The sequence below is a fragment of the Thermoanaerobacter sp. RKWS2 genome, from assembly GCF_026240795.1.
Lineage (GTDB): Bacteria > Bacillota > Thermoanaerobacteria > Thermoanaerobacterales > Thermoanaerobacteraceae > Thermoanaerobacter > Thermoanaerobacter ethanolicus.
In genome coordinates this window covers 532,478-554,443 of record NZ_CP110888.1, presented here as the reverse complement: position 1 = coordinate 554,443, position 21,966 = coordinate 532,478, and the positions used below count along the sequence as shown (strand labels likewise).

At 33.7% G+C, this 21,966-nt stretch carries 17 protein-coding genes, 3 tRNA genes, 3 pseudogenes and 1 riboswitch; of the genes and pseudogenes, 5 read left to right on the top strand and 18 right to left on the bottom strand.

Annotation, left to right across the window (positions count from 1 at the left end; all coding sequences use genetic code 11):
- Positions 1–2 precede the first annotated feature (2 nt).
- A complete protein-coding gene (locus OEI98_RS02755) occupies positions 3–803 on the top strand; it encodes an ExeA family protein (RefSeq protein WP_266039454.1) in 801 nt (266 codons plus the stop codon).
- Between the two features lie 208 nt (positions 804–1,011).
- A pseudogene (locus tag OEI98_RS02750) lies at positions 1,012–1,224 on the top strand (ISLre2 family transposase); the annotation flags it as partial.
- 123 nt (positions 1,225–1,347) lie between these two features.
- On the opposite strand, the gene OEI98_RS02745 reads toward OEI98_RS02750, so the two are convergent.
- The gene (locus OEI98_RS02745; RefSeq protein ID WP_266039452.1) at positions 1,348–4,827 is read right to left on the bottom strand and encodes a glycosyltransferase; all 3,480 of its coding nucleotides are present in this window, start codon (positions 4,825–4,827) and stop codon (positions 1,348–1,350) included.
- 253 nt (positions 4,828–5,080) lie between these two features.
- Here OEI98_RS02745 and OEI98_RS02740 point away from each other — a divergent pair, with 253 nt between their 5' ends.
- The gene (locus tag OEI98_RS02740; RefSeq protein ID WP_266039450.1) at positions 5,081–5,350 is read left to right on the top strand and encodes a hypothetical protein; all 270 of its coding nucleotides are present in this window, start codon (positions 5,081–5,083) and stop codon (positions 5,348–5,350) included.
- A 716-nt stretch (positions 5,351–6,066) separates the two neighbouring features.
- On the opposite strand, the gene hag is transcribed toward OEI98_RS02740, so the two are convergent.
- The 16 genes and pseudogenes from hag to OEI98_RS02660 form a co-directional block, all read right to left on the bottom strand.
- Positions 6,067–6,867, bottom strand: a complete 801-nt coding sequence (hag, locus tag OEI98_RS02735; protein ID WP_266039448.1) for a flagellin Hag — start codon at positions 6,865–6,867, stop codon at positions 6,067–6,069.
- Between the two features lie 123 nt (positions 6,868–6,990).
- The gene (locus OEI98_RS02730) at positions 6,991–7,185 is read right to left on the bottom strand and encodes a carbon storage regulator (RefSeq protein WP_266040548.1); all 195 of its coding nucleotides are present in this window, start codon (positions 7,183–7,185) and stop codon (positions 6,991–6,993) included.
- Positions 7,186–7,193: 8 nt separating this feature from the next.
- Positions 7,194–7,649 (bottom strand): flagellar assembly protein FliW, encoded by a 456-nt coding sequence (gene fliW / locus OEI98_RS02725; RefSeq protein WP_266039446.1) that lies wholly within the window; start codon positions 7,647–7,649, stop codon positions 7,194–7,196.
- 224 nt (positions 7,650–7,873) lie between these two features.
- Complete coding sequence (locus OEI98_RS02720; RefSeq protein WP_004400865.1) at positions 7,874–8,431, bottom strand: DUF6470 family protein; 558 nt, start codon at positions 8,429–8,431, stop codon at positions 7,874–7,876.
- Positions 8,432–8,435: 4 nt separating this feature from the next.
- Entirely contained in the window at positions 8,436–9,326 is an 891-nt protein-coding gene (flgL, locus tag OEI98_RS02715; RefSeq protein WP_019907383.1) for a flagellar hook-associated protein FlgL, read from the bottom strand.
- A gap of 81 nt (positions 9,327–9,407) precedes the next feature.
- Positions 9,408–10,856, bottom strand: a complete 1,449-nt coding sequence (gene flgK, locus OEI98_RS02710; protein ID WP_266039443.1) for a flagellar hook-associated protein FlgK — start codon at positions 10,854–10,856, stop codon at positions 9,408–9,410.
- Positions 10,857–10,866: 10 nt separating this feature from the next.
- Positions 10,867–11,342: pseudogene (locus OEI98_RS02705) on the bottom strand (flagellar protein FlgN).
- A gap of 16 nt (positions 11,343–11,358) precedes the next feature.
- Positions 11,359–11,634 carry a flagellar biosynthesis anti-sigma factor FlgM gene (locus OEI98_RS02700; protein WP_004400870.1) on the bottom strand — a complete coding sequence of 92 codons (276 nt, stop codon included), beginning with the start codon at positions 11,632–11,634 and terminating at the stop codon, positions 11,359–11,361.
- 61 nt (positions 11,635–11,695) lie between these two features.
- A complete protein-coding gene (locus OEI98_RS02695; RefSeq protein ID WP_004400874.1) occupies positions 11,696–12,112 on the bottom strand; it encodes a TIGR03826 family flagellar region protein in 417 nt (138 codons plus the stop codon).
- Between the two features lie 37 nt (positions 12,113–12,149).
- Positions 12,150–12,839 (bottom strand): ComF family protein, encoded by a 690-nt coding sequence (locus OEI98_RS02690; protein WP_004400876.1) that lies wholly within the window; start codon positions 12,837–12,839, stop codon positions 12,150–12,152.
- Positions 12,840–12,949: 110 nt separating this feature from the next.
- A pseudogene (locus OEI98_RS02685) lies at positions 12,950–15,156 on the bottom strand (ATP-dependent RecD-like DNA helicase).
- 197 nt (positions 15,157–15,353) lie between these two features.
- Positions 15,354–16,541, bottom strand: a complete 1,188-nt coding sequence (metK, locus tag OEI98_RS02680) for a methionine adenosyltransferase (RefSeq protein WP_266039437.1) — start codon at positions 16,539–16,541, stop codon at positions 15,354–15,356.
- Positions 16,542–16,599: 58 nt separating this feature from the next.
- A riboswitch (SAM riboswitch) is annotated at positions 16,600–16,704 on the bottom strand.
- A gap of 400 nt (positions 16,705–17,104) precedes the next feature.
- Complete coding sequence (locus OEI98_RS02675; protein ID WP_003866895.1) at positions 17,105–17,608, bottom strand: rubrerythrin family protein; 504 nt, start codon at positions 17,606–17,608, stop codon at positions 17,105–17,107.
- 137 nt (positions 17,609–17,745) lie between these two features.
- A tRNA-Tyr gene (locus OEI98_RS02670) sits at positions 17,746–17,831 on the bottom strand.
- A 22-nt stretch (positions 17,832–17,853) separates the two neighbouring features.
- Positions 17,854–17,929, bottom strand: a tRNA-Val gene (locus OEI98_RS02665).
- A 4-nt stretch (positions 17,930–17,933) separates the two neighbouring features.
- Positions 17,934–18,009: transfer RNA gene (locus OEI98_RS02660), tRNA-Pro, on the bottom strand.
- A gap of 340 nt (positions 18,010–18,349) precedes the next feature.
- Here OEI98_RS02660 and OEI98_RS02655 point away from each other — a divergent pair.
- On the top strand, positions 18,350–20,713 hold the full coding sequence (locus OEI98_RS02655; protein WP_266039433.1) for a phosphodiester glycosidase family protein: 2,364 nt from the start codon (positions 18,350–18,352) through the stop codon (positions 20,711–20,713).
- A gap of 42 nt (positions 20,714–20,755) precedes the next feature.
- Here the strand turns inward: OEI98_RS02655 and OEI98_RS02650 are convergent, their stop codons facing one another.
- Entirely contained in the window at positions 20,756–21,361 is a 606-nt protein-coding gene (locus OEI98_RS02650) for a hypothetical protein (protein ID WP_266039432.1), read from the bottom strand.
- 93 nt (positions 21,362–21,454) lie between these two features.
- Here OEI98_RS02650 and yyaC point away from each other — a divergent pair, with 93 nt between their 5' ends.
- The gene (gene yyaC / locus OEI98_RS02645) at positions 21,455–21,964 is read left to right on the top strand and encodes a spore protease YyaC (RefSeq protein WP_006569132.1); all 510 of its coding nucleotides are present in this window, start codon (positions 21,455–21,457) and stop codon (positions 21,962–21,964) included.
- Positions 21,965–21,966: the final 2 nt, after the last annotated feature.

Sequence of the window (21,966 nt, the reverse complement as noted above, 5' to 3'; positions counted from 1 at the left end):
CAATGTTTACCCAATATTTTGGAATGAAATTTAATCCATTTTCTAAAGAGATAAGTGTAAACGACCTTTACATAAGTGAAGACATTGCTGAATTAAATGCCAGGCTAAAATATTTGCAAGAAACAAGGGGTATAGGACTTATCGTTGGGGAGGCCGGTTCAGGCAAATCTACCGCATTAAGAAGATATGCTGAAAGCCTCAATCATTCTACATTTAAACCATGTTACTTTGCTCTGTCTACACTCACGGTGAGAGAATTTTATCAAGCATTAGCTATGATTTTAGGCGAAACCCCCTCATACAAAAAAGTAACGCTCTTTCACCAGATACAAAGAGCGATAACAGAACTTTACTATAGCCAGAAGATAACTCCTGTCATAATATTAGATGAGATACAACTGGTTTCTAATGATGTTCTTGAAGATTTGAGAATAATATTTAACTTTAATATGGATTCTCAAAACCCGTATATACTGATACTTTCAGGACAACCACACATAAGAAACAAACTAGCCTTGAATGTAAACAGTGCACTAAGGCAAAGAATTTCTATAAAGTATGTGATGCAAGGGCTAAAAAAAGAAGAAATTCAAGATTATATAAAAACAAGAATGAAAATAGCCGGAGTGGTGGATGATATATTTACACCATCAGCATATGAAGCGATATATTCTCTAACAAAAGGGCTGCCAAGGATAATAAATAACCTGGTAACAACTTCTCTTCTCTATGCGTATTCTAAAAGGCTAAGAGAGATAGATGAAGAAGTAATATACCAGGCACAAAATGAAATCAGTTTATGAGAGTAGTAGCTTTCGCTACTCTCATTTTATTATACATCAATTAATTCAAATTGCCAATAACAGATATTAACATATTTTGGCGGTAATGCTCTTAAAAAGTGAAAAAATTTTTTAATCAGTCTGTAATAATTTGAGAAAAAATACTTTTATGCACTTAAAAAATGCCATTATAATTTGAAAATCTTTGGAGATTTAATTTGAGAATTGACACGGAGGAGATTTAAGAGAAATAGAATGGGGTAAGAAAAAGAATATAAATGCAGGAAGTTACAAATTAACGAAGAAGCAAATAAAAGAAGCGGTAAGGAGAGTTAAAACGTCTACAAATGAAAAAATAAACAATATTACGGTTTTGAATATAGGGAAAGTAACGCCAATATATAGGGTTTTAAGAGCATTAAAATATGCACAAGTTATATAAAAAGCATGATAAGTTGAAGGCTGAAATTAACTAAGTTTCAGGGGTTGTCTTAAAAAAATCCTACAGTATCTTGACACTATCTCAAAAAAATAAAAGAGAGGATTGACCTCTCTTAAGGAATAATTATAAGGATGCCCTGTCCTTGAGATTTATCTCTGGGTATATCTCTTTTATCATCCTGTCAATTTTTTCAGCTTCATCATGCTTTCCTATAGTTTTGTATATCTTGTATATCAATACATAATTATCTATATCCATTCTATCAATATTAAAAGCATTTGCTGCCAATGATAAAGCTTCATCATACATATCTTGTCCTAATGCTCTTTCAGCAAGATATCTATATACCTCAGGATTTTGGCTGTTTAAATCAGCTGCCCTTATATATGCTTCCATAGCTAAATCCTCTAATCCGTACCTTATCATAAGTTGTCCATATTTTTCATAGTCCTCTCTTCCAAATCTATTTACATACAACCCCAGTATTGTATTATATAAATCAAATTCTTGGAATTTAATAAGCATATCAAGTAAATTGAAATAACTATCTCTAACTTCTTCAAATTTTGCTTTCATTTCTCCAACTATTGTCATATACAATTTCTTGTCAGAAGATTCTGATATCTCCCATAATAGATTTTTTGCCTTGTCCATTTCTTTTAAAAGTATATAACACAGCACTTTTTGATACGTTGCCTCTTCTTTTGCTTTGCCATACTCCAGGTCAAAATACTCGATTGCTTTTTTATAATCTTTAAGTCCTAAATATACAGTTCCCTTTAAGCTGTTTAATCCCTCTATATCGATATTTATGTTATCAACATATCTTTTTGCCATTTCAAACATTCCTAAATTAATATATAACTTTGCTAATATAGCATTATTTACAGGATTTTTAGTATCCACATGTTTTTCAAAAAATCTGTACACATCCTCAGGCGGTTCATTTTTTATCAACACATCAAAAAGTTTTATAAACACTTCTTGATAATTTGGATTTTCTTTCAATATTTCAATATATTCTCTAACTGCGTCATTGAGCTTATTAAGTTTTTCATAGCAAAGAGCAGTCATATATTTTGCCCGATAGCTTCCTGTTCCTCCCATTGTTATAAAATCTCCATTATATTCTCCCATTGCAACACATTCTTTAAAAATTTCTATCGCTTTTTCGTAACGCTTTTGCTCTGCGTATATCATACCTTCAAGAAACTTAAAATCAGGTATATCAATATAAAAGGCTTTTGCATCATTAGCAATTTTTAATGCTGTGTCATAGTCTTTTAATGCAGTATAGGTTGCTATCAAATATCTTATTAACCGCGTAGCAGAAGGAGAATTAACATTCATTCCTTTTGTGGCTATTAGCAAATGTTTCAATGCTTTATGGTATTCTTTTGCATTATAATACTCTACTGCAAGATTACCGTGCTGGAATTTATCATCAGGATGTTCTTCAAGGTACTTTGATATAAGCCTAATATATTTCTCTGTTTTATTTTTTTCTATCCGTGTTTCTAAAAGATACCCATAGTGAAGTATCGTCACATCTGCTTTTTTAAAAATAGGCAATCTGTTTTCTTCTACGTTTCTTAGGTTTTCATGGATTGGATAAATATACTTTAGCTTTCCATTATTTCTAAATAACCTAAAATTGTAATGCACTTCAGTCAAACCGTTTGCTACATTTGTTCCTCCATAATTTATAAATTTAAAAATATACGCTTCTACCGTATCATCATTTAAAAGTGGCCTGATTTTTGATACATCCTCTTTTCTAATTTCTTCATCTGCATCAAGAAACAATATCCAATCAGATGTAGCATTTTCTATAGCTACATTTCTGGCTTTGCTAAAGTCATCCTCCCATTTTGCATGTATAACCTTTGCCCCGAAACTTTTCGCAATCTCTACCGTTTTATCTTTCGAACCAGTATCAACAACAACTATTTCATCAACAATATCTTTAACACTGTTTATACAACGAGCTATATTTTTTTCTTCGTCTTTTGTAATAAGGCAGAGAGAAAGAGATTGATTACTTTCTATATTTTCCTCTTCAATCCAATCTACTAAATTGGGATTTTTATCAAGAATAGAATAATATTGCTCTTTTATCCCATATTTAAATTCTTTATCTAATGCTAAGTATCGTGTGTATTTATTTATTCGATCTTCTTCTCGAGCCCATCCAAAATGTTTTATCCTTACATTAGATTTCATTATTGGCAATTCTGTAATATTCGCTGGGAATCTCCCACAGTATAGAGGTGTTTCTTTCCAACGATATTCAAAAAAGGGTTGATATCTAACTAACATTGGCCAGTATCTTTTATGTGCGTTCCAATATTTATCTTCTCTATATTGTTTATCATTCCAAAAATCATATATTCTGAATGCAATTACATCATAAACTGGTTGATTAATTAGATTATTTATTTCTTTCACTATTTTATCCTCAAATAATTCATCTGCATCAATACACAAAATCCAATCTGGATTAGTAGATATTGTTAATTCCCATAATTGTTTCCGCAACTCTACTTCATTAGAAAATTTTGAATATTTATTTTTGTGATAAATTAACGGAATATTTTTTAAGACTTCTTTACAAACATTTTCTGTATTGTCAGTGCTAGCATCATCAATAATTACAGCATTTGTAATAAATTGTGCTGCCTGTTTTAATACATTAGGTAAATACCTATCAGCTTCATTTCTTACTATCATAGATAATGTCAATCTGTTATAACCTTTTTTTGCTATTCTATCACCAGGTAGAAAAACATGATTTTTATATTTTCTAATATATTTTTTATACTTCTCTAATCGCTTCAAATCTTCATCTCTATATATATGAAAAGCAGGAAAATGTGTATCAACATATAGTTCAAAACCTAATACTACTGCTCTTATGGAAAAATGTCTATCCTCTCCCCATAATGAAATATTATATATCTTATCATAAGAAACTCCTTGCAATATTGCTTTTCTACTTATTAATACACAAGCTCCTACTCCTCCAACTTTATATACTCCTGGAACTTTTAAAAGATTTAGAAACTCATTAATTTGTCTACTGATAGTTTCATTTGTAACATTCTCTTCCCTATTTTTATAAAATAAATTGTATTGATCAGAAAGCCATACTTGTGGTAATTCAATTAAGTTCTTTTTCCATTTAGTCCAAAATATTTCACTTATTATGTCTTTATTTAACGAAACTAAATGTTCTAACGTGTTAGGATGTAGTACTATATCAGAATCCACAAAGAAAACAAAATCATACCCTTTATCTTTGGCCATATTTAATATCATGTTTTTGTTTTCGGCAACTTTCCAAACTAGTTCTTCATTCCAGTAATGAGTATTGGAATCTTTGATATACTCTATGTCTGCCTTTTTAGAATCAAGAATGTAAATAATAGAGTCGTTATCTTTAAATTCTTTTAACAAACTTTTTGAAACTGGATCAACATTATCGTCAACAAAACAATAATCTACTTTTAAATTCTGTTTTTTCAGATTTTTTAGTGATAATAAATACTCTTTTAAAATTTCTGGTTTTTGCCTTACAGTAGTGCCTATCAAAACTTTTTTCATTAAATTTCCTCCTGTATCTACTTTTTGTATTCATTCTGTTGTCAGACCAACTAGAATAATTTAAAACTTTACTCTAAACTTGCTTTTTTATCAAAACTCTTTGATAATACTTTTTGATTCATTTAGCTACCTCTTCTCATTCCATTTTAATGTATATATCGACAAAATTCTATTTGATGTTAATTGTAAAAATAGATTTCAATTTTTTGTATGTTAGAATAAGGCAAAAATAATCTGAAGGGCTGATAATTTTATGGACAAATTAGAATATTTGCAAAAATTTTATCCTAATACAGACAATAAAGTTTTAGCAAAGTATCTCGGTATATCCGAGCAATCAGTCAGGAGAGTGGCATCAAAATATAATATCAGAAAAAGTAAAGAGTATATGAAAAAACAGTATGAATTACTTTTAAAAGCAAAAGAAGCTAAATATTTATCAACTATTCCAGATTTGCATCCAACCAATTATCAGTTAAATATAATTATTGGTAGTATTTTAGGTGATGGAAATTTGTCATAGGCCCCAATAAGCAGAAATGCTTATTATAGAGAACACTTTTCTCAAGAACAATATGAATGTAGATTATGGAATGGATTATAAATGGAATATTGAGAAAAGAATCTTTGAAGAAAACTAAAACGACAAAAGAATAAATTTAAGTAATTTTATAGTCGGAAATTCCTTTCGTATACAAATGAGGATATAGACAAAATCGTTGACCTTAAAAAGAGGTTTCTCAGATAAAGAAATTGCTAATAAGTTAAATAGAACGTATTGGGGCATAATATGGAAAATAAGAGACTTAAAAGCCAAAAACATGATTTGAGGGAGGCAACGCCTCCCTTTAAATTATCTTAGTAATTGCAATACTGTCTGTGGTAATTGATTTGCCTGAGCTCTTCCAGGCCGGTTCCTTTCGGATACCGAATAGATCATATCTTCATCCTATCAGTAGTTATCTGATAGGGGCCGGGCGCTTCGGGTTAAATCTTTTAACCCTACGGACTTCATCACCATAGGCTTTATGCCCTTAGGTGGTATGTCCTGATCGTTGAACCTTCTCCAACCTTTCGGTACAGGAGCTTGGCTGCTGGTTGGCCAATCCCTTTATTTTTCAAACCATCGCACTTGCCGTTTCCGGCTATGCTGTGGTATAAAGGGCTCTAAGGCTTTTCCAGCAATTCACCCGGTGATACTCCTGAGAATTGCTTCTCAGGACGCCTGTGAGAAATGGCTCATGCAGCCATTCTCTCAAGCATTGCTGTCGCTGCTTGGTTCAGTATGTTGTCTTTTGTGAATTCCATCATCTCTTTTGCCATATCTACATCTCTTATACGTGATTCTGCTGCTGTGAGGTTTTCTGATGCAACACCTAAGTTGTTAATTGTATGTTCGAGGCGGTTTTGTGTAGCACCTAAAGCAGAACGTTGTGAAGAAACCGTATTTATAGCAGCGTCAATGGCACTTAAAGCTTCGTTAATATCTGAGGTACTTGCAAAAGTCGTTACAGATATAGTATTTACTCCTAAAGTACTAGCATCCATTGCACCAATTGTCAAACTCATTTGTTGATTTTGATTAGCCCCTATCTGGAATATCAATGGTGTAGATGTATAATTTCCATTAAGCAATGTTTTCCCATTAAATTGAGTACGTTCACTAATACCTGTAATTTCTTCATTTAGACGATTTATTTCATCTTGTATTGCTTGTAAATCTTCTGTCTGATTTGTACCTAAATTACCAGCTTGTACTACAAGCTCTCTCATCCTCTGAAGTATTGCATGTGTTTCAGTCAATGCGCCTTCAGCTGTCTGAATGAGGGATATACCATCTTGAGCATTTCTTTGAGCCTGATTTAATCCAGCTATCTGTGCTCTCATTTTTTCTGAAATTGCAAGACCTGCTGCATCATCGCCAGCTCTGTTGATTCTGTAACCCGATGAAAGCTTTTCTAATGCCTTTTGTGTATTTGCAGTGTTAATTGCAAGTGCTCTCCATGCGTTTAAAGCACTTAAGTTGTGGTTGATAATCATTTTACCTTCCTCCTTGAATTTTTTATTTGGCATCCTTGCCTTTTTAAGTTTTTAAGGTCCACAGTTGGCCAACTGTTTTATCTTTTGTTTTCACTATATATATCGATATATTTTGCATTTACTTTAGCGTTTTTTAATAAAATTTTCTATTTTACTCAAAGCTTCTTTGTTTACAGATGCAGCTTTTAAATTCTCGTCTTTGATTTCTACAAGCTCTTTTCTTAAAACAGATATGTTTTTTGGCGCAGTAATTCCCAATTTTATTTGGCCATCAACAATTTCTAATATTTTAATTTCTATGCCTTCCCCTATAATTATGGCCTGACCTACTTTACGTTAGAATAAGCATTTTTGAGTTCCTCCAATATTGGATGCTTTATTAAGTATTCATCATTGTCAAGAATAACTTGTTTGCCTTTGTTATTTTTAGCATTTATAATTATAGGGGCTTTTAGGTTTGCTGTCATTTTTTCTATTTCATCGGGGATTACCACAATGACATATATAAGAAGGTGGTTTACATCTTCAATTTGAAGAGCTTGTATTAATTCTTCATCAATTTCAAAGGTATAATTAGGTTTAAAAACTCTAGGGTCAATAACTACAAACGCTATATCTATATTATCAATTGCTTGAAGCCATTTAAAAGGCATGTTTTCTTTGTTGTCAGTAATTATTAAAAAATTGTGTAAGTCTTCAAAGCCTGGTATTCCTTCTTCAAAGTAAATGACATCATCAGGATTGTATTCTATGATGCCAAAGTTTTTTGTATTTATTTGCATAGTAAATCCTCACTTTCATATTCGGGTTTTATAGGTATTCCTCTCTGGTCTGGGATTCTTCGACATGCTCCGCATGTCTCAGAATGACATAAGAGAAAATGTATAGATTCTTCGAATTTGTTTACGCTCAGTCTCAGAATGACATGAGGGAAAAAGTATAAATTTCTTCCACTTTGCTTACGCTCAGTCTCAAAATGACACGGAAAACAGGAAAACAATAAAAGCTAAACCGTTTTATCAAAATTGTTTCCCACATATTCTATTTTTATTGAAGGATATTGTCTCATGTAAATGTTTATATGGCCTGGTATTGCGGATAATTGAGGCTTATGTGGTATTGCTTTTATTTCTGCACTGCCTAATTCCCAATTTATGTTTAAATATCCCTCAAGCCATATTTTAGGTCTTGATTTTGGCATGAGGTCAATTGTAAATGTAACCTCATGCTCCATCGCTTTTTTAGCTAACTCTGCAATAGCATTTTGATGGTTTTCTATAGAGGCAAGAAAACGCCCCTCTTCAGCAATTTTACCTATTGCTTCAAGAGCTATTTGTTTGCTCATCTGGGCTTCATCATGGACAAGGTCAAAAATACTTTTAAGCCCTGATTCATAAAAACACTGATACTGGTCTATATATACTTGAGGAAGTTTTTGGTCTATTTCCATTTTCGCAGGTATTTGTTTTATTTCAAGGTCTGCTTTTGGGCTTTCTATAGAAATTTGGGCAGGAGTAGTATTTATACCTATCCTGCCAAAAGTCTGATGTATCACTATGCTCATATTATCACCTTAAAAAGTCTATGAGGCTGGGCTGTATAATGCGCGCACCTGCTGCTAAAGAAGCTCTATAGACATTTTCATCCATTTGAAGATTTGTAATAACCTGCGCTAAATCTACATCTTCATTTTTTGAAAGTAAAGCCGTAAAGTTATAATTATCATCTTGGAGCCTATTTTGTATAAGGTCAAGTCTGTTTGATTTTGCGCCTACTTCTGCTCTTACAGCCAGTACATTTTCTAATTGTTTATCTACATCAGCTATTAAATTACTTACAGCCTGGTGGTCTCCCGAGTCTAATGCATTTTTTAGTTTATCCATCACAGTAAGAAGTTGAGAGGTTCCTCCAGATACATCAAAAACTTTATCTCCCGTCACATTTACAGCTATCTTATTTCCCCCAGCACCTACTTCAAACTCTATTACACCATTATCACCACTATAAGAATTCTTGGTCTCACTAAAAGGCTGGGTTGTAGTTTTAAAACCTGCAAATATATACCTTCCATTGTATTGAGTATTCCCTACTTGTATCATCTGCGCTTTTAACTGCTCTATCTCGTTAGCTATTTTTTGCATATCTGTTTGTGTCAAAGTCCCATTAGATCCCTCAACTGCTAATTCTCTTGTGCGTTGTAACAGGTCATTCAATTGACTTAAAGCAGTATCAGTTATGTCCAACCAGGATTTTGCATCATCAGCATTTTTGGTATAAGCGTCGTTTCTTGCCATATCTGTTCGAATACGTAGGCTTGTAGCTACTGCAACAGGGTCATCAGAAGGCCTTGATATTCTTTTGCCTGTAGATAACATGTTTTGATTTTTTTGTAATCGTTCAAGGTTATTGTTGTAGTTGTTTAAAAAATTCGTTATAAGCATGTTATCTGTAATTCTCATTTTTTACACCTGCCTTAGTCTAATACTGTATGGTATTCCTCTTGGGTCTGAGATCCTTCGGCTTCGTCTCAGGATGACATATTATCTCCCTACAATGCCCATCCTATTTATAAGAGTATCTAAAAGTTCATCCATAACTGTTATCACTCTTGCAGAAGCAGCATAGGATTTTTGATACTTTAGCATGTTTGTCATCTCTTCGTCTAAGGATACACCAGATACCGACTGTCTGTTTAAATCAATTTGTTTTACCATGACCTGCTGATTTTGTTGCATCATATTGGCCTGCTGGGCATCCACTCCAAGATTTGATATTAAAGACCTTGCAAAATCATCAAATGTTGCTCCATTCAGTCCTTGAATAGGTATATCCCTCAGTCCAATAAGTTGTAAAGCATTTGTATTATCTCCCGGTAAAGCATTAGGATCAGAAGCTGCAGCTATCTTTTGAAGTCCATCTGATGCTAATATTTGTGAACTTACTTTAATTAATTGCGCATATTGAACTTTTGAATCGTATGCCACAGTCGTATCAAAACCACCAAAAAGGGGAATATCATGAGACCCATCCAGACCATAACCTGACACATGGACAGCATTTATTTCCTTCGCTATGTTATATGCTAACTTATTCCATTCATTTATATAATATGGTATTCCCTTTATCCCGTTGGTGCCATCTCCATCTCTCATATCAAGTAAGCCTTTTAATATACCACTTGAAGGGTTTACAGAGGTTCCCGTCAAATCCCATACGACATTTCCAGTGCTATCCATACTCATAGTAAAAGCAGTCGACCCATCAACTAAAGCTTGTCCAGCTATGTCGATTCTGAAATTTCCATTAGAATCTTCGTAAGTAGTAATATTCACCAACTTAGAAAGCTGATCAACAAGAAGATTTCTCTGGTCTCTTAAGTCATTTGCTGTTTGTCCGGTAAGTTCAAATCTATATATTTCATTGTTTAATTTGCTTATTCTGTCGGCATATGAATTTATTTCTGCAACTCTACTTTGTATGGTGGAATTCAATTCGTTTAATTTATCATAAAGATGCTGATATACAGTATTAAAAGCATCAGCAAGGGCAATAGCTCGCTCTCTAACTTCCGCTCTTACCGTCAAACTTTCGGGATTCTTGGATAACTCTTGAAGGGAATTAAAAAAGTCATTAAGCACTGTGTTTATTCCGCTATCTGAAGGTTCGTTAAATATATCTTCAACAGCAGCTAAAACTTGCGCTTTTGTTTCCCATTCACCCAAAAATTTATTTTCCCTTCTGAATTGGTTGTCTAAAAATTGGTCGCGGATTTGCCTTATATCCTGTATTTTTACGCCTTCTCCTATGGCTTTTCCCCATTGGTCATACATGCCAAAAGTAGTGGGTGGTGCAATTGAGGCCATATCTACTACTTGACGAGTATACCCAGGAGTATTAGCATTTGCAATATTGTGTCCAGTGACATCCAAAGCCTTTTGGCTTACAAACAATCCTGTCTTTGCTATTTCTAATCCTTGAAAAGTAGACATCTTCATCCCCCTATGCCTTTTTGTCAATTAGGCTGGTGTACCTTTTTATATTGCCACTATTCCCATAAACACCATCATCACTTTCTAAGGCACTTGATATTGTTTGAATAGAATAGTTTATATATTCTAACGCTTGTTCAATTAAAGCAGCATTTAATTTGTTTCTTTCTTCAAGTTCTTTTAAAATATTAGTCAGATTATATTTGATATCTTTTAGGTTTTCTGCTTCTTCTGAAGAAATGGATTCTATCAAGTCGGTTATTGTCATTTTGCCTTCTATATCAATCTTCTCCAATATATCCTCTCTTTGTTCTTCTAATTCCATAAGTTTTTTTATAAGTTGCTTCTCTATTTGAACTATTTCATCTAATTCTTTTACTTTCCCTGCAATTATAATATCAGTTTTTTTATCGCTAAGTCTAATAAAACTTTGTAAATTTCTGTTTCTCCCCTTAATACATCTACAAGCTTTTGGCTATTAGCCATTGCCAGCACACCCTTTTTAAATTTTTTTATTCAACAATATTCCCTTAAGAATAGCATCCGCCACATCTTCAGCTTTTACATTGTAAGTTCCTGCATTAAGCATTGACTTTATGTTTTCAATCTTTTGATTCTTAATCCTTTCAAATTCATTTGAACTTTGTGCAAGTTTAATTGCTTCTTCTGATATCTCAACTTTATCTTTTATCTCCGCTTTCTTGCTGGTAACTTTTTCTACTGCATCTACTCGATAAACTGACATTATTTTTTCAATATTGTTGTTATAAATTTTCATTTTTAACACCCCCGTACTACTACTAATATCGACTTAATAATTTAAAAGTTTAATATAAAAATCATTTTTTCTTTTTTTGGTTTTCATAAACGTACAGCCTCTCTCCTGTTTGTTTTTCTTCTTCTTTGTCATCGGATTGAATCGAATAGCCTTTCATTAATTCCTTAGCTAATTTGGTTTTGCACTCGTCACAAAACCTACCTGTAAGTATTGGTTTACCACATTTTTCGCACCTAAGACCTATATTGACGTTATTAGAGGTTAAAATAAGCCTGCCTTCCTTTAAAAAATCCATTATTTTCTTTGTAGAAACCTGTGTATTTTGAGATATTTCCAGCATGGTAGCTGAAGGGTGAGCATCTAAATAATCCCGCACTTTCATAAAATCTTCTTCATCCTGTCTATAACATTCTGGACATAAATCAATTCCTGTATACGTGTAAAGCCTTCCGCACCTTTTACAATTTCTTATTTCCATTTCCTTTCATCCCCTTTTTGATACTTCAAACTCCCCATCACATATTTTTGCCAGTTGCTATAGTAACCACATATACATCTTTTGCCCCATTTTCTTTTAAGACTTTGGCACACTCGTCCAAAGTAGCACCTGTTGTCAACACGTCGTCTACCAGTAGCGCATTTTTCCCAACAATAGTATCTTTGTAAGTCACTTTAAAAGCACCCTTTACGTTTTCTATCCTCTCTTCTTTGTGCAAAGCAGTCTGTGTTGTTGTATTTCTCACTCTTCTTAAAGCTTTAGACATAAAAATATTCAATCGATAAGAAAGTTCTCTAGCCAAAAGTTCTGACTGATTGTAACCTCTTTCGTCAAGTCTAATTTTGTGAAGAGGAACAGGTACTATGACATCGATAGGCCAGTCCATTTTTTTAACTGCATCAGCCATATACTCTGCAAAAAAAGGTGCCAATTCTCTTTCTTTGAAATATTTGAACCGCCCTATTAAGTCTTTTACAACACCATCGTATTCAAAAGGACTTATATTTTGTTTAAATTCATGGCCATGCTCTAAGCAATCAAGACATGTTCCTTCATAGTCTATTGGTTTACCACAAATATTACACCTATTACCCTCAATAAATTTTAATGTGCTTTTGCATTTGTCGCATAAATATCCTGTTTTTATAGCAGTTTTGCAAATAATACAGGTTGTTTTTGGTGGAAATAAAAGGTCTAAAAAAATCATCTTTTTACCCCTTACAATATTTTTTCTTATAATCTATATCGGCACTCTTCTGTTAAAATTAATTGAAAATTATCATTTTACACTAAATTTCCTTTTATTTAATGCAAAATTTAATTTACATACAAAAGTGCTTTTTTAAGCCTTGAAAGAAGCCCTGAATATCTTTTTGAGATTCTATTATTGTCAATCATAAATTTCAAATATTTTTCTTGACCCACCAAAATAACCAATTTCTTTGCCCTTGTAACGGCGGTGTACAAAAGGTTTCTTGTAAGTAGCATAGGAGGCCCATAAGTAATTGGCATTATGACAACAGGAAATTCACTGCCTTGGCTTTTGTGCACTGTTATAGCATAAGACAAATTTAGTTCATCCAAATCAGAAAAGTCATAAGTGACAAATTTTTCATCGTCAAAATATACAGTCAATTCCTGTAATTCTTCGTCTATTGATTGGATTATTCCTATATCTCCATTAAACACTCCTTCTCCTTCTTCCTCGCCTTTTTTCCATTTTATCTTGTAGTTATTTTTTATTTGCATCACTTTATCCCCCACCCTGAAGACAAACTCCTTCATTATTTTTTCGGCTTTAGTTTTGTCGTGGGGATTTAATGCTTTTTGCAGCTCTAAATTTAAATTGTGAACACCAATTATCCCTTTTCTCATAGGGGTAAGTACTTGAATATCATTAATAGGATGAAATCCATAAGCTTTAGGAAGTCTGTTTGTCACAAGCTCCAATATGGTTTTTAATATATCCTCTTGTGTGTTGGCATTTATAAAAAAGAAATCACTATTTTTATCGTTATAGGTGGGATATTCTCCATTATTTATCTTGTGAGCATTTACCACTATCAAGCTTTGCTTTTGTTGTCTAAAAATTTCTTTTAACCGTATCACTTTTACTATGCCACTGTCTATTATATCTCTTAGGACATTTCCCGCTCCAACAGATGGAAGTTGGTCAGCATCCCCTACTAAAATCAGCTTTGCTCCTATAGGTATGGCTTTTAATAGAGCATTCATAAGCAATATATCTACCATTGAAGCTTCGTCAACTATTATAACGTCGTATTTTAATGGGTCTTTTTCATTTTTGTTAAATCCCTTCCCTTCTTCTTCCGAATAAGTATATTCTAAAAGCCTATGAATAGTTTTTGCCTCTTTTCCAGTAGCTTCTGTTATCCTTTTTGCGGCTCTTCCTGTTGGGGCTGCAAGAGCCACTTTTTTACCAGCTTTTTCAAAAATACGTATTATACAATTTATTATCGTAGTCTTTCCTGTGCCTGGACCTCCCGTTATGACAACAACAGAATTTTTAACAGCTTCTTCTACAGCCAATTTTTGATTTTCTGCCAACAAAATACCTGTTTCTTTTTCAAAATTTCTAATTTCTTTTTGGACATCTAAGCCTAAATCTTCATTTTCCATTAGCGTCATGTTAAACAATCTCTCTGCTGTGTGTAATTCAGCTATATAATAAGGTATATAGTAGATTCCTACAGTATTATCTTCAAAAGTTTCAATATGTATTTTTTCATTTTGTACTAAAAGCACAAAAGAATCTTCTACTTCTTCTTCGCTTACTTCTAACAAACTTGCTGCTTCTTTTTTAACAATTCTTTCGGCACATAGGTGTGACCATTTGCCGCATACTGCATCAAAACATATCGAGTACCAGAAGATATGCGATATAGAGAATGAGGGTCAACTCCTAGGTTCTCTGCTATTTTGTCTGCAGTTTTAAATCCTATTCCAAATATATCGTCAGCCAATCTGTAAGGGTTTTGCTTAATAATTTCAATCGCGTTGTTTCCGTATTCTTTATAAATCTTTATAGCCATTGCAGTGGAAATACCGTACCCCTGCAAAAATACCATCACTTCTTTTATGCCCTTTTGCATTTCATAAGCTTCACAAATTCTTTTTATCTTCTCATCGCTTAGACCTTTTATTTCTTTTAATCTTTCTGGTGCAGTTTCAATTATATTTAAAGAATCAACGCCAAACTTTTTTACAATTTTTCTTGCTGTAATAGGACCTATTCCAGGAATTAAGCCAGAAGATAAAAACTTTTCTATTCCTTCTAAAGTGGTGGGAGCCAAGGTTTCATAATTTAAAACCCTAATTTGCTCACCATAATCAGGATGTTCTACCCATTCTCCTTCAATTTTAATTCTTTCCCCAATGTTTACATAAGGCATATAACCTACAGCAGTGACTACTAAACCTTGGGTACTTAATTCTAAAACCGTATAACCATTTTGTTCATTTCTAAAAATTATTTCTTCAACTACACCCTCTATGTCAATCATAGCCGATTCTCCTGTTTTAATTCTTTTCTTTATTTAATTTTACCTTATATTTAAAGCAAATTAAAGCCAATTCATTTCTTTTTTCAATTTTTGTGGTATAATTAAGGTAGCGAAGCGTTTACAAAACATAAATTCTATGGCATTAAAAAAGATATATAAAAAATGCCATAAGCCCGGGTTTACCCGGGCTTTCAAATTTATATTCCTGCCAACTTTTTTAATATATCTACTTTGTCTGTTTTCTCCCATGGGAGGTCTAAGTCGTGTCTTCCAAAGTGGCCATAAGCTGCAACTTGTCTATAAATAGGTCTTCTTAAATCTAAATCCCTAATTATAGCTGCAGGTCTTAAATCAAAAACTTGTTTTACAATTTCCGAAATCTTTTCATCTGATATTTTACCTGTGCCAAAAGTATCAATACCTATTTCAAGAGGTGTAGCAACACCTATCGCATAAGCTAATTGCACTTCACACTTCTTAGCAAGTCCTGCTGCCACAATATTTTTTGCCACATATCTTGCAGCATAACTTGCGGATCTATCAACTTTTGTAGGGTCTTTACCAGAAAAAGCTCCGCCCCCGTGCCTTGCATATCCGCCATAGGTGTCTACAATAATTTTTCTTCCTGTAAGTCCGCTATCACCTTGAGGTCCACCAATTACAAACCTTCCTGTGGGATTTACAAAAATTTTAGTCTTATTATCTATCATATTTTCGGGAATTATGGGTTTTATTACATGTTCAATAATATCTCTTTCAATAGTATCGTGATCAATCTCAGGTGCATGTTGAGCTGATACTACAACAGAATCTACCCTCACAGGCCTGTCATCTTCATACTCTACTGTTACTTGTGTTTTACCATCTGGTCTTAAATAGCTTAATGTCCCGTTCTTTCTAACTTCCGCCAGTCTTCTTGCAAGCTTGTGAGCTAGCATTATAGGCATAGGCATTAATTCTTCTGTTTCATCGCAAGCAAAACCAAACATTAAACCCTGGTCTCCAGCGCCAATAGCCTCAATTTCCGAATCTGAAAGTTCTCCTCTTTTAGCTTCTAATGCCTTGTCCACACCGAGGGCAATATCCGGTGATTGCTCATCAATAGAAGTGATAACCGCACAAGTATCAGCGTCAAAGCCGAATTTTGCTCTAGTATAGCCAATTTCTTCTACTACTTTCCTTACAACTTTCGGTATGTCTACATAACAATCTGTAGTAATTTCACCCATTACTAAAACCAAACCGGTAGTTACAGCAGTCTCACAAGCAACTCTGGCATAGGGATCTTTTTTCAAAATTTCATCTAATATTGCGTCAGAAATCTGATCACAAATTTTATCAGGATGCCCCTCAGTGACTGATTCAGATGTAAACAGTCTACGCATTTTTTTCTATTCCTCCTTAAAAACAAAATAAAACCCCTTCCAAAAGAAGAGGCCCATACCCTCATCTTTCAGAAGCATGCTTCTGAGAGAATTAGCACCTTGTCCGATAGGACAGGTTGCTGGGTTTCATCGGGCTCTTTCCCTCCACCTCTCTTGATAAGAGCATGTTATTAAATTTTCTGATGTCTACTATAGCACACTTTATCTACTATGTCAAATATTTTTGCATCAAAAAAGAGCATGCTAAAACATGCTCTCAGTTTGTTGACAAAGTTAAAAAATATTCAAAGGAGATATTTTGCATCGTCGCTCCGATGTTCCAAAGCGACAAAACTAAAGCTCGACCTTCGGGCTCCGGCAGGGTACCGGGCACAATCGGCCTCCTTGCCTCAGGTGCCCGCCTTCGCCATCCATGGCTTTGGCCCTGCCTCCACCCTCGGTCTTGCTAAGTTTTGTTACCGCTTTGTAACAAGTCGCTCCTTATGCAAAATATCTCCTTTACGAAAGTTTGTCTACAGTCTGAGAGCATGCTAAAACATGCTCTTTTCTTTAAAAAATTATATTTAAAATGCTACAAATTTTTCTCCAGGAACTCCACATACAGGACATTTTTCTGGCAATACATCAACAGAGGTATATCCGCAAACAGGACATATGTAAACTTTTGATATCTTTATATCTTCTCCTTTTAATGCTGCTTCTTTTGCTTCAGTGTACAATTTTGCATGTATTTTTTCAGCCTCAATAGCATAATGTATGCTTTTTTTAGCTCCAGATTCCTCTTGAAGTTCTGCAACAGCATTATAAGCAGGATACATCTCTTCTACTTCAAAGGTTTCCCCTTCTATAGCTTTTTCAAGATTTTCTACTGTATTTCCAACTTCTCCAAGAGTTTTATAATGATTTGTGGCATGTACCAATTCAGCATAGGAAATAGCCCTGAAAAGTCTTGCAATATTAGGTTTGCCTTCTTTTTCAGCTACATCAGCAAAAATTTGATATCTCATGTGAGCTTGGCTCTCTCCTGCATAGGCTTCACTAAGATTGTGTCTCGTCATTTCTCTCATAAAAGATTCCTCCTTAATCAAATTTTTATTAATAAATAATTATTTTCTCTTTCAAATAATATTATACTACACTTTTTTACCATGTCAAGATATTTGAAGGAGAAAAATAAAAAAAGACCTCTCGGTCTTTTTTTCAATGGTGGAGGGAGATGGATTCGAACCATCGAAGGCGACAGCCAACAGATTTACAGTCTGCCCCCTTTGGCCACTTGGGTATCCCTCCACAATATTTAATTTTTTGAAAATGGTGGTCGCAATAGGACTCGAACCTATGACCCCCTGCTTGTAAGGCAGGTGCTCTCCCAGCTGAGCTATACGACCACAATGGTCGGGATGGAGGGACTTGAACCCCCGACCCCATGCTCCCAAAGCACGTGCGCTACCAACTGCGCCACATCCCGACATCAGTGACGAAATAAATTATAATAGAAAAAATGAAATTTCACAATAGGCATAGAAGCTTAAAAATGGCCGTTTTATTGATTTATCGCTTGTAATCTTTAAATTTTTTAAGAATACGTCATATTTTAAATCAATTGATTTAAAATAGAAGCAAAGAATTTTTTGAATTTTTTCTTCAAACTAACTCTATCCTTAGGATAAGCTTAATGTTTTAACTTTATCTACTCAGCAAATAATAATATATTAACCAAATATTTATGTTTTTGTAATACACCTGTAATAATGCAATGGTACAATTAACCTGTAAAAACACAATAAAAACCAACTGGAGGGATATAATTGAGAATTAAAAAAATCTTATCTTTATGCATCAGCTCTCTTCTACTATTTTTAGCTTTTCCAATGCAAAATGTAAAGGCCGATACATATACAATCCTTGAGGCAAAAGAATTTGCACAAAATTTAAGTAAAGGAGTAGTACATAAAAATATAACCTATTTTACGACTGAAGGATGGATAAACATTAACGTGTTAAAAGTGGACTTAACTGATAAATATACTGATGTATCAGTAATTTTCAATCCTACTGGCATAAAGGATAGAATGCCAGTGCGTGAAATGGCAAATTCTTATGGTGCTGTGGCTGCTGTGAACGGCGATTTCTTCGATACAAAAACAGGATTCGTAATAGGAGCAACAGTAAAAGATGGAAAGTTAATAACAGACCCTTCAAATGAGAGTAAACTGGCCACTTTCTCCATTGACGCAAATGGAGTTCCCTCTATAGAATATTGGTCAAAAAGTATGTCCGTTACTCTTCCAAACGGCACGAAACTTCCTCTTGCCGCAATAAATAAAATAAGCAATACTTTTGAGTATTTAGTAATGTACACAAGGGATTGGTTTACAACATCTCCGGGAGCAAATGAAAATGTACCTCAATTGGTAGAAGTCGTTGTAGATGAAAATGACAGAGTATTAGAAGTGCGTCAAGGACAGCCTTCTGTCGAAATACCACAAGGCGGATATGTGTTGGCTGGTGCAGGTTATGTAGGTGAAAATTTACTCACTTTAAAGCCAGGAGATATAATACAAAAAGACATAAATACAAATCCTCCCTTTCAAAATCTCAAAATGGCTGTAAGTGGCGGCACAATCCTTGTAAAAGACGGAAAAATTGCGCCTTTCACTCATGAAATAAAAGGCTACACAGCACGAACAGCAATAGGCTATACTCAAGGCAAAAAATATTTGATCATCGCCACTGTTGACGGTACTTCAAGCCGTGGAATGACACAAACAGAAATGGCAAATTTAATGATATCCTTAGGTGCATATGATGCTTTAAACTTAGACGGTGGCGGGTCAACACAAATGGCAATAAGACCAATAGGGGATACTGACGCTAAACTTGCAAATTATGCTCCTGAAGGCTATGAAAGAAAAGTAGCAAATGGAATAGGAATATTTAACACAGCTCCTAAGGGAAATCTATACGCTTTAAAATTAGAAGTATCAGATACTAACGTGTTTAAAGGACTTCACAGGACAATTACAGTTAAAGGATACGATGAAAATTACAATCCTGTCATAATTAATCCTGAAGAAGTTTTGTTTTCAGTAAGTGGAATTACTGGAGTATTTAGTGGTAATGCTTTTATGCCAACAAGCGTAGGAGAAGGTGTTATAACTGCAAGAGTAGGAAATGCTATTGGGACTATCAAGATAACTTCACTTGACAAACCTGTAGACATACGATTTAATCCAGCTAATATAGTCGTTGATAAAAACAAAGCAGTACCCATAACAGTCACTGCAAAGAACATAAAAGGCTACAGAGCTTTAATAGAACCGCAAGATATCACTTGGGATGTTTATAACAACATTGGCAATATAGATAGTAAGGGAGTATTTATATCCTCTAATTTCGATGCGAGTGGTGCACTTGTCGCAAATATACTGGGAGAAAAAGCCATTTTACCCGTTAAAGTAGGGCAAGGTTCAGAATTTGACACGTCAGTACTTCCTAAAGTTACAGAGTTTACACAAATAGACCCAGCTAACAAAGAAGTGCCTGTGAAAAATACTTCTAATTCTTTTAAATTTATGGTATTTGGTGATACAAAATACAATACCCTTTTGAAGTTGCAAATATCTTTAAAAGCGGCTGATATTGCAAACAAAGAATACCCACTGGCTATATTTTTAGGAGATGTAGATGAAAAAGTTTTAAATAATTTGAAGGTTAAATACATTACCACCAATGAGAAGTATGAGGTATATAATTATAACAATTCAACATTTATTGCCCTTAACAATCGCAGTGGAAGTCTTTTAAGTCCTGATAAAAACCAATGGACTTGGTTTAAAGAACAGCTCAGCAACGTAAAAGGAGATAACCTTTTTGTCATACTTCCTAAACCAGTATGGGGAAGTGATGGTTTTAAAGACGTAAAAGAAGCTACTTTATTTGAAGAGACTCTAAAAGAATTTAACAAAAATACAGGTAAAAATGTGTGGATTATATATAACAGCAAAAGCAAGTTTTACACTACTTTAAATGATGAAATAAGATACATCACAACTTATGGTACAGACGTAGAAGGCAATACAAATGACATATACAATGACTTTGGCTTCATTTCTGTAATGGTAAACGGCAAAGAAGTAAACTATCAGTTTAAAAATCTTATAAATAAATAAATTTAGCGAAATTTAAAACCCCTTCTAATTTTAAGGAGGGGTTTATTTTTTTGCAAAATATTCATTTGCTATTTCTACAAGGTACTGAACATCTTCAGAGGAAAGCTTATTTTTTAATATTTCCATTATTTTGTCATTATCCTTCTGTGTCAAACCCTTCTGAGCCATTTTCATAATTTCGTTCATATCATCTGTTCCTAATTTAAGGATAATATTCATTACTTTGATTTTTTGTGAAGGTTCCATCTCATTTTGCACTTGTAAAATCTTTTCTGGAGTAATTATTATGTTGTCATCCCCACTATTTTCCTTTTGCGTTTTTTTGTTATTTTCCAAATCATAAACTTCTCTGTTTTTTTGTTTAAGCAGGTCCTCTAACATTTTCTCTTTAAAAATCCTTACTTTTCTGGCATTTTCACTTCCTTGATTTCTTTTTGCCATTTCTTTTTCTTCTTTATCTACTTTTGAACTGGCAGTTTGCTCTTCTTTGCAAACTGTCTCATTTTCTTTTGTAAGTTGGTTTTCACTTTTATCCCACAAATCTTGTTGAGAAAAATAAATAGGTTCTTCAAACTTTGTCTTCAACATAAACATAGTAGTAAAAAGAGCAATTGCAGTAATCAAAGCCAAATATTTTAACCCCTTCATCAACAACCATTCCTTTCATTAATATTGCACATTTTTATTATTACTTATCATAAAGGTTTTAATTCAGCTTATTTTAAAGGAGGCTATTTATATATGGAGGAATTAAGACTTAAATATGACGACTCAAATGCAATTTATTTCATATCAAATTTTTTAAGTACATATTTAAGTCCTAATTCAATTTTTTTATGTATCGGCACAGACAAATTCATAAGCGACTCATTAGGACCTATTGTGGGTGACTTGCTTTCCAAAACTATTCCATCAAATTATTTCGTTTACGGCACATTAAAGTCTCCGATTCATGCTATGAACTTAGAAGAAAATATAAAATACATAAAAAAGAAGCATCCTAATAGTAAAATTATAGCTATAGATGCTTCGTTGGGAGACAAAGAAAGTATAGGAAAAATCTCAATAAAAAAAGCCCCACTGTACCCTGGAAAAGGTGTGGGGAAAATGCTTCCTCCTGTTGGAGATATTTCAATAGTAGGCATTGTCGATGTATATGACTCAATTCCTTTAAATTCCGTAAGATTAGGGTTTGTATTTGACATAGCCGAAGTAATTGCCAAAAGTATTCAATTAGCCTTGAAATACTAAAT

Coding starts and splice junctions, on each gene's coding strand:
- OEI98_RS02755 (WP_266039454.1), top strand. CDS start 3: ATGTTTACCCAATATTTTGGAATGAAATTTAATCCATTTTCTAAAGAG.
- OEI98_RS02745 (WP_266039452.1), bottom strand. CDS start 4,827: ATGAAAAAAGTTTTGATAGGCACTACTGTAAGGCAAAAACCAGAAATT.
- OEI98_RS02740 (WP_266039450.1), top strand. CDS start 5,081: ATGGACAAATTAGAATATTTGCAAAAATTTTATCCTAATACAGACAAT.
- hag (WP_266039448.1), bottom strand. CDS start 6,867: ATGATTATCAACCACAACTTAAGTGCTTTAAACGCATGGAGAGCACTT.
- fliW (WP_266039446.1), bottom strand. CDS start 7,649: ATGCAAATAAATACAAAAAACTTTGGCATCATAGAATACAATCCTGAT.
- OEI98_RS02720 (WP_004400865.1), bottom strand. CDS start 8,431: ATGAGCATAGTGATACATCAGACTTTTGGCAGGATAGGTATAAATACT.
- flgL (WP_019907383.1), bottom strand. CDS start 9,326: ATGAGAATTACAGATAACATGCTTATAACGAATTTTTTAAACAACTAC.
- flgK (WP_266039443.1), bottom strand. CDS start 10,856: ATGTCTACTTTTCAAGGATTAGAAATAGCAAAGACAGGATTGTTTGTA.
- OEI98_RS02700 (WP_004400870.1), bottom strand. CDS start 11,634: ATGAAAATTTATAACAACAATATTGAAAAAATAATGTCAGTTTATCGA.
- OEI98_RS02695 (WP_004400874.1), bottom strand. CDS start 12,112: ATGGAAATAAGAAATTGTAAAAGGTGCGGAAGGCTTTACACGTATACA.
- OEI98_RS02690 (WP_004400876.1), bottom strand. CDS start 12,839: ATGATTTTTTTAGACCTTTTATTTCCACCAAAAACAACCTGTATTATT.
- metK (WP_266039437.1), bottom strand. CDS start 16,541: ATGCGTAGACTGTTTACATCTGAATCAGTCACTGAGGGGCATCCTGAT.
- OEI98_RS02675 (WP_003866895.1), bottom strand. CDS start 17,608: ATGAGAGAAATGACGAGACACAATCTTAGTGAAGCCTATGCAGGAGAG.
- OEI98_RS02650 (WP_266039432.1), bottom strand. CDS start 21,361: ATGAAGGGGTTAAAATATTTGGCTTTGATTACTGCAATTGCTCTTTTT.
- yyaC (WP_006569132.1), top strand. CDS start 21,455: ATGGAGGAATTAAGACTTAAATATGACGACTCAAATGCAATTTATTTC.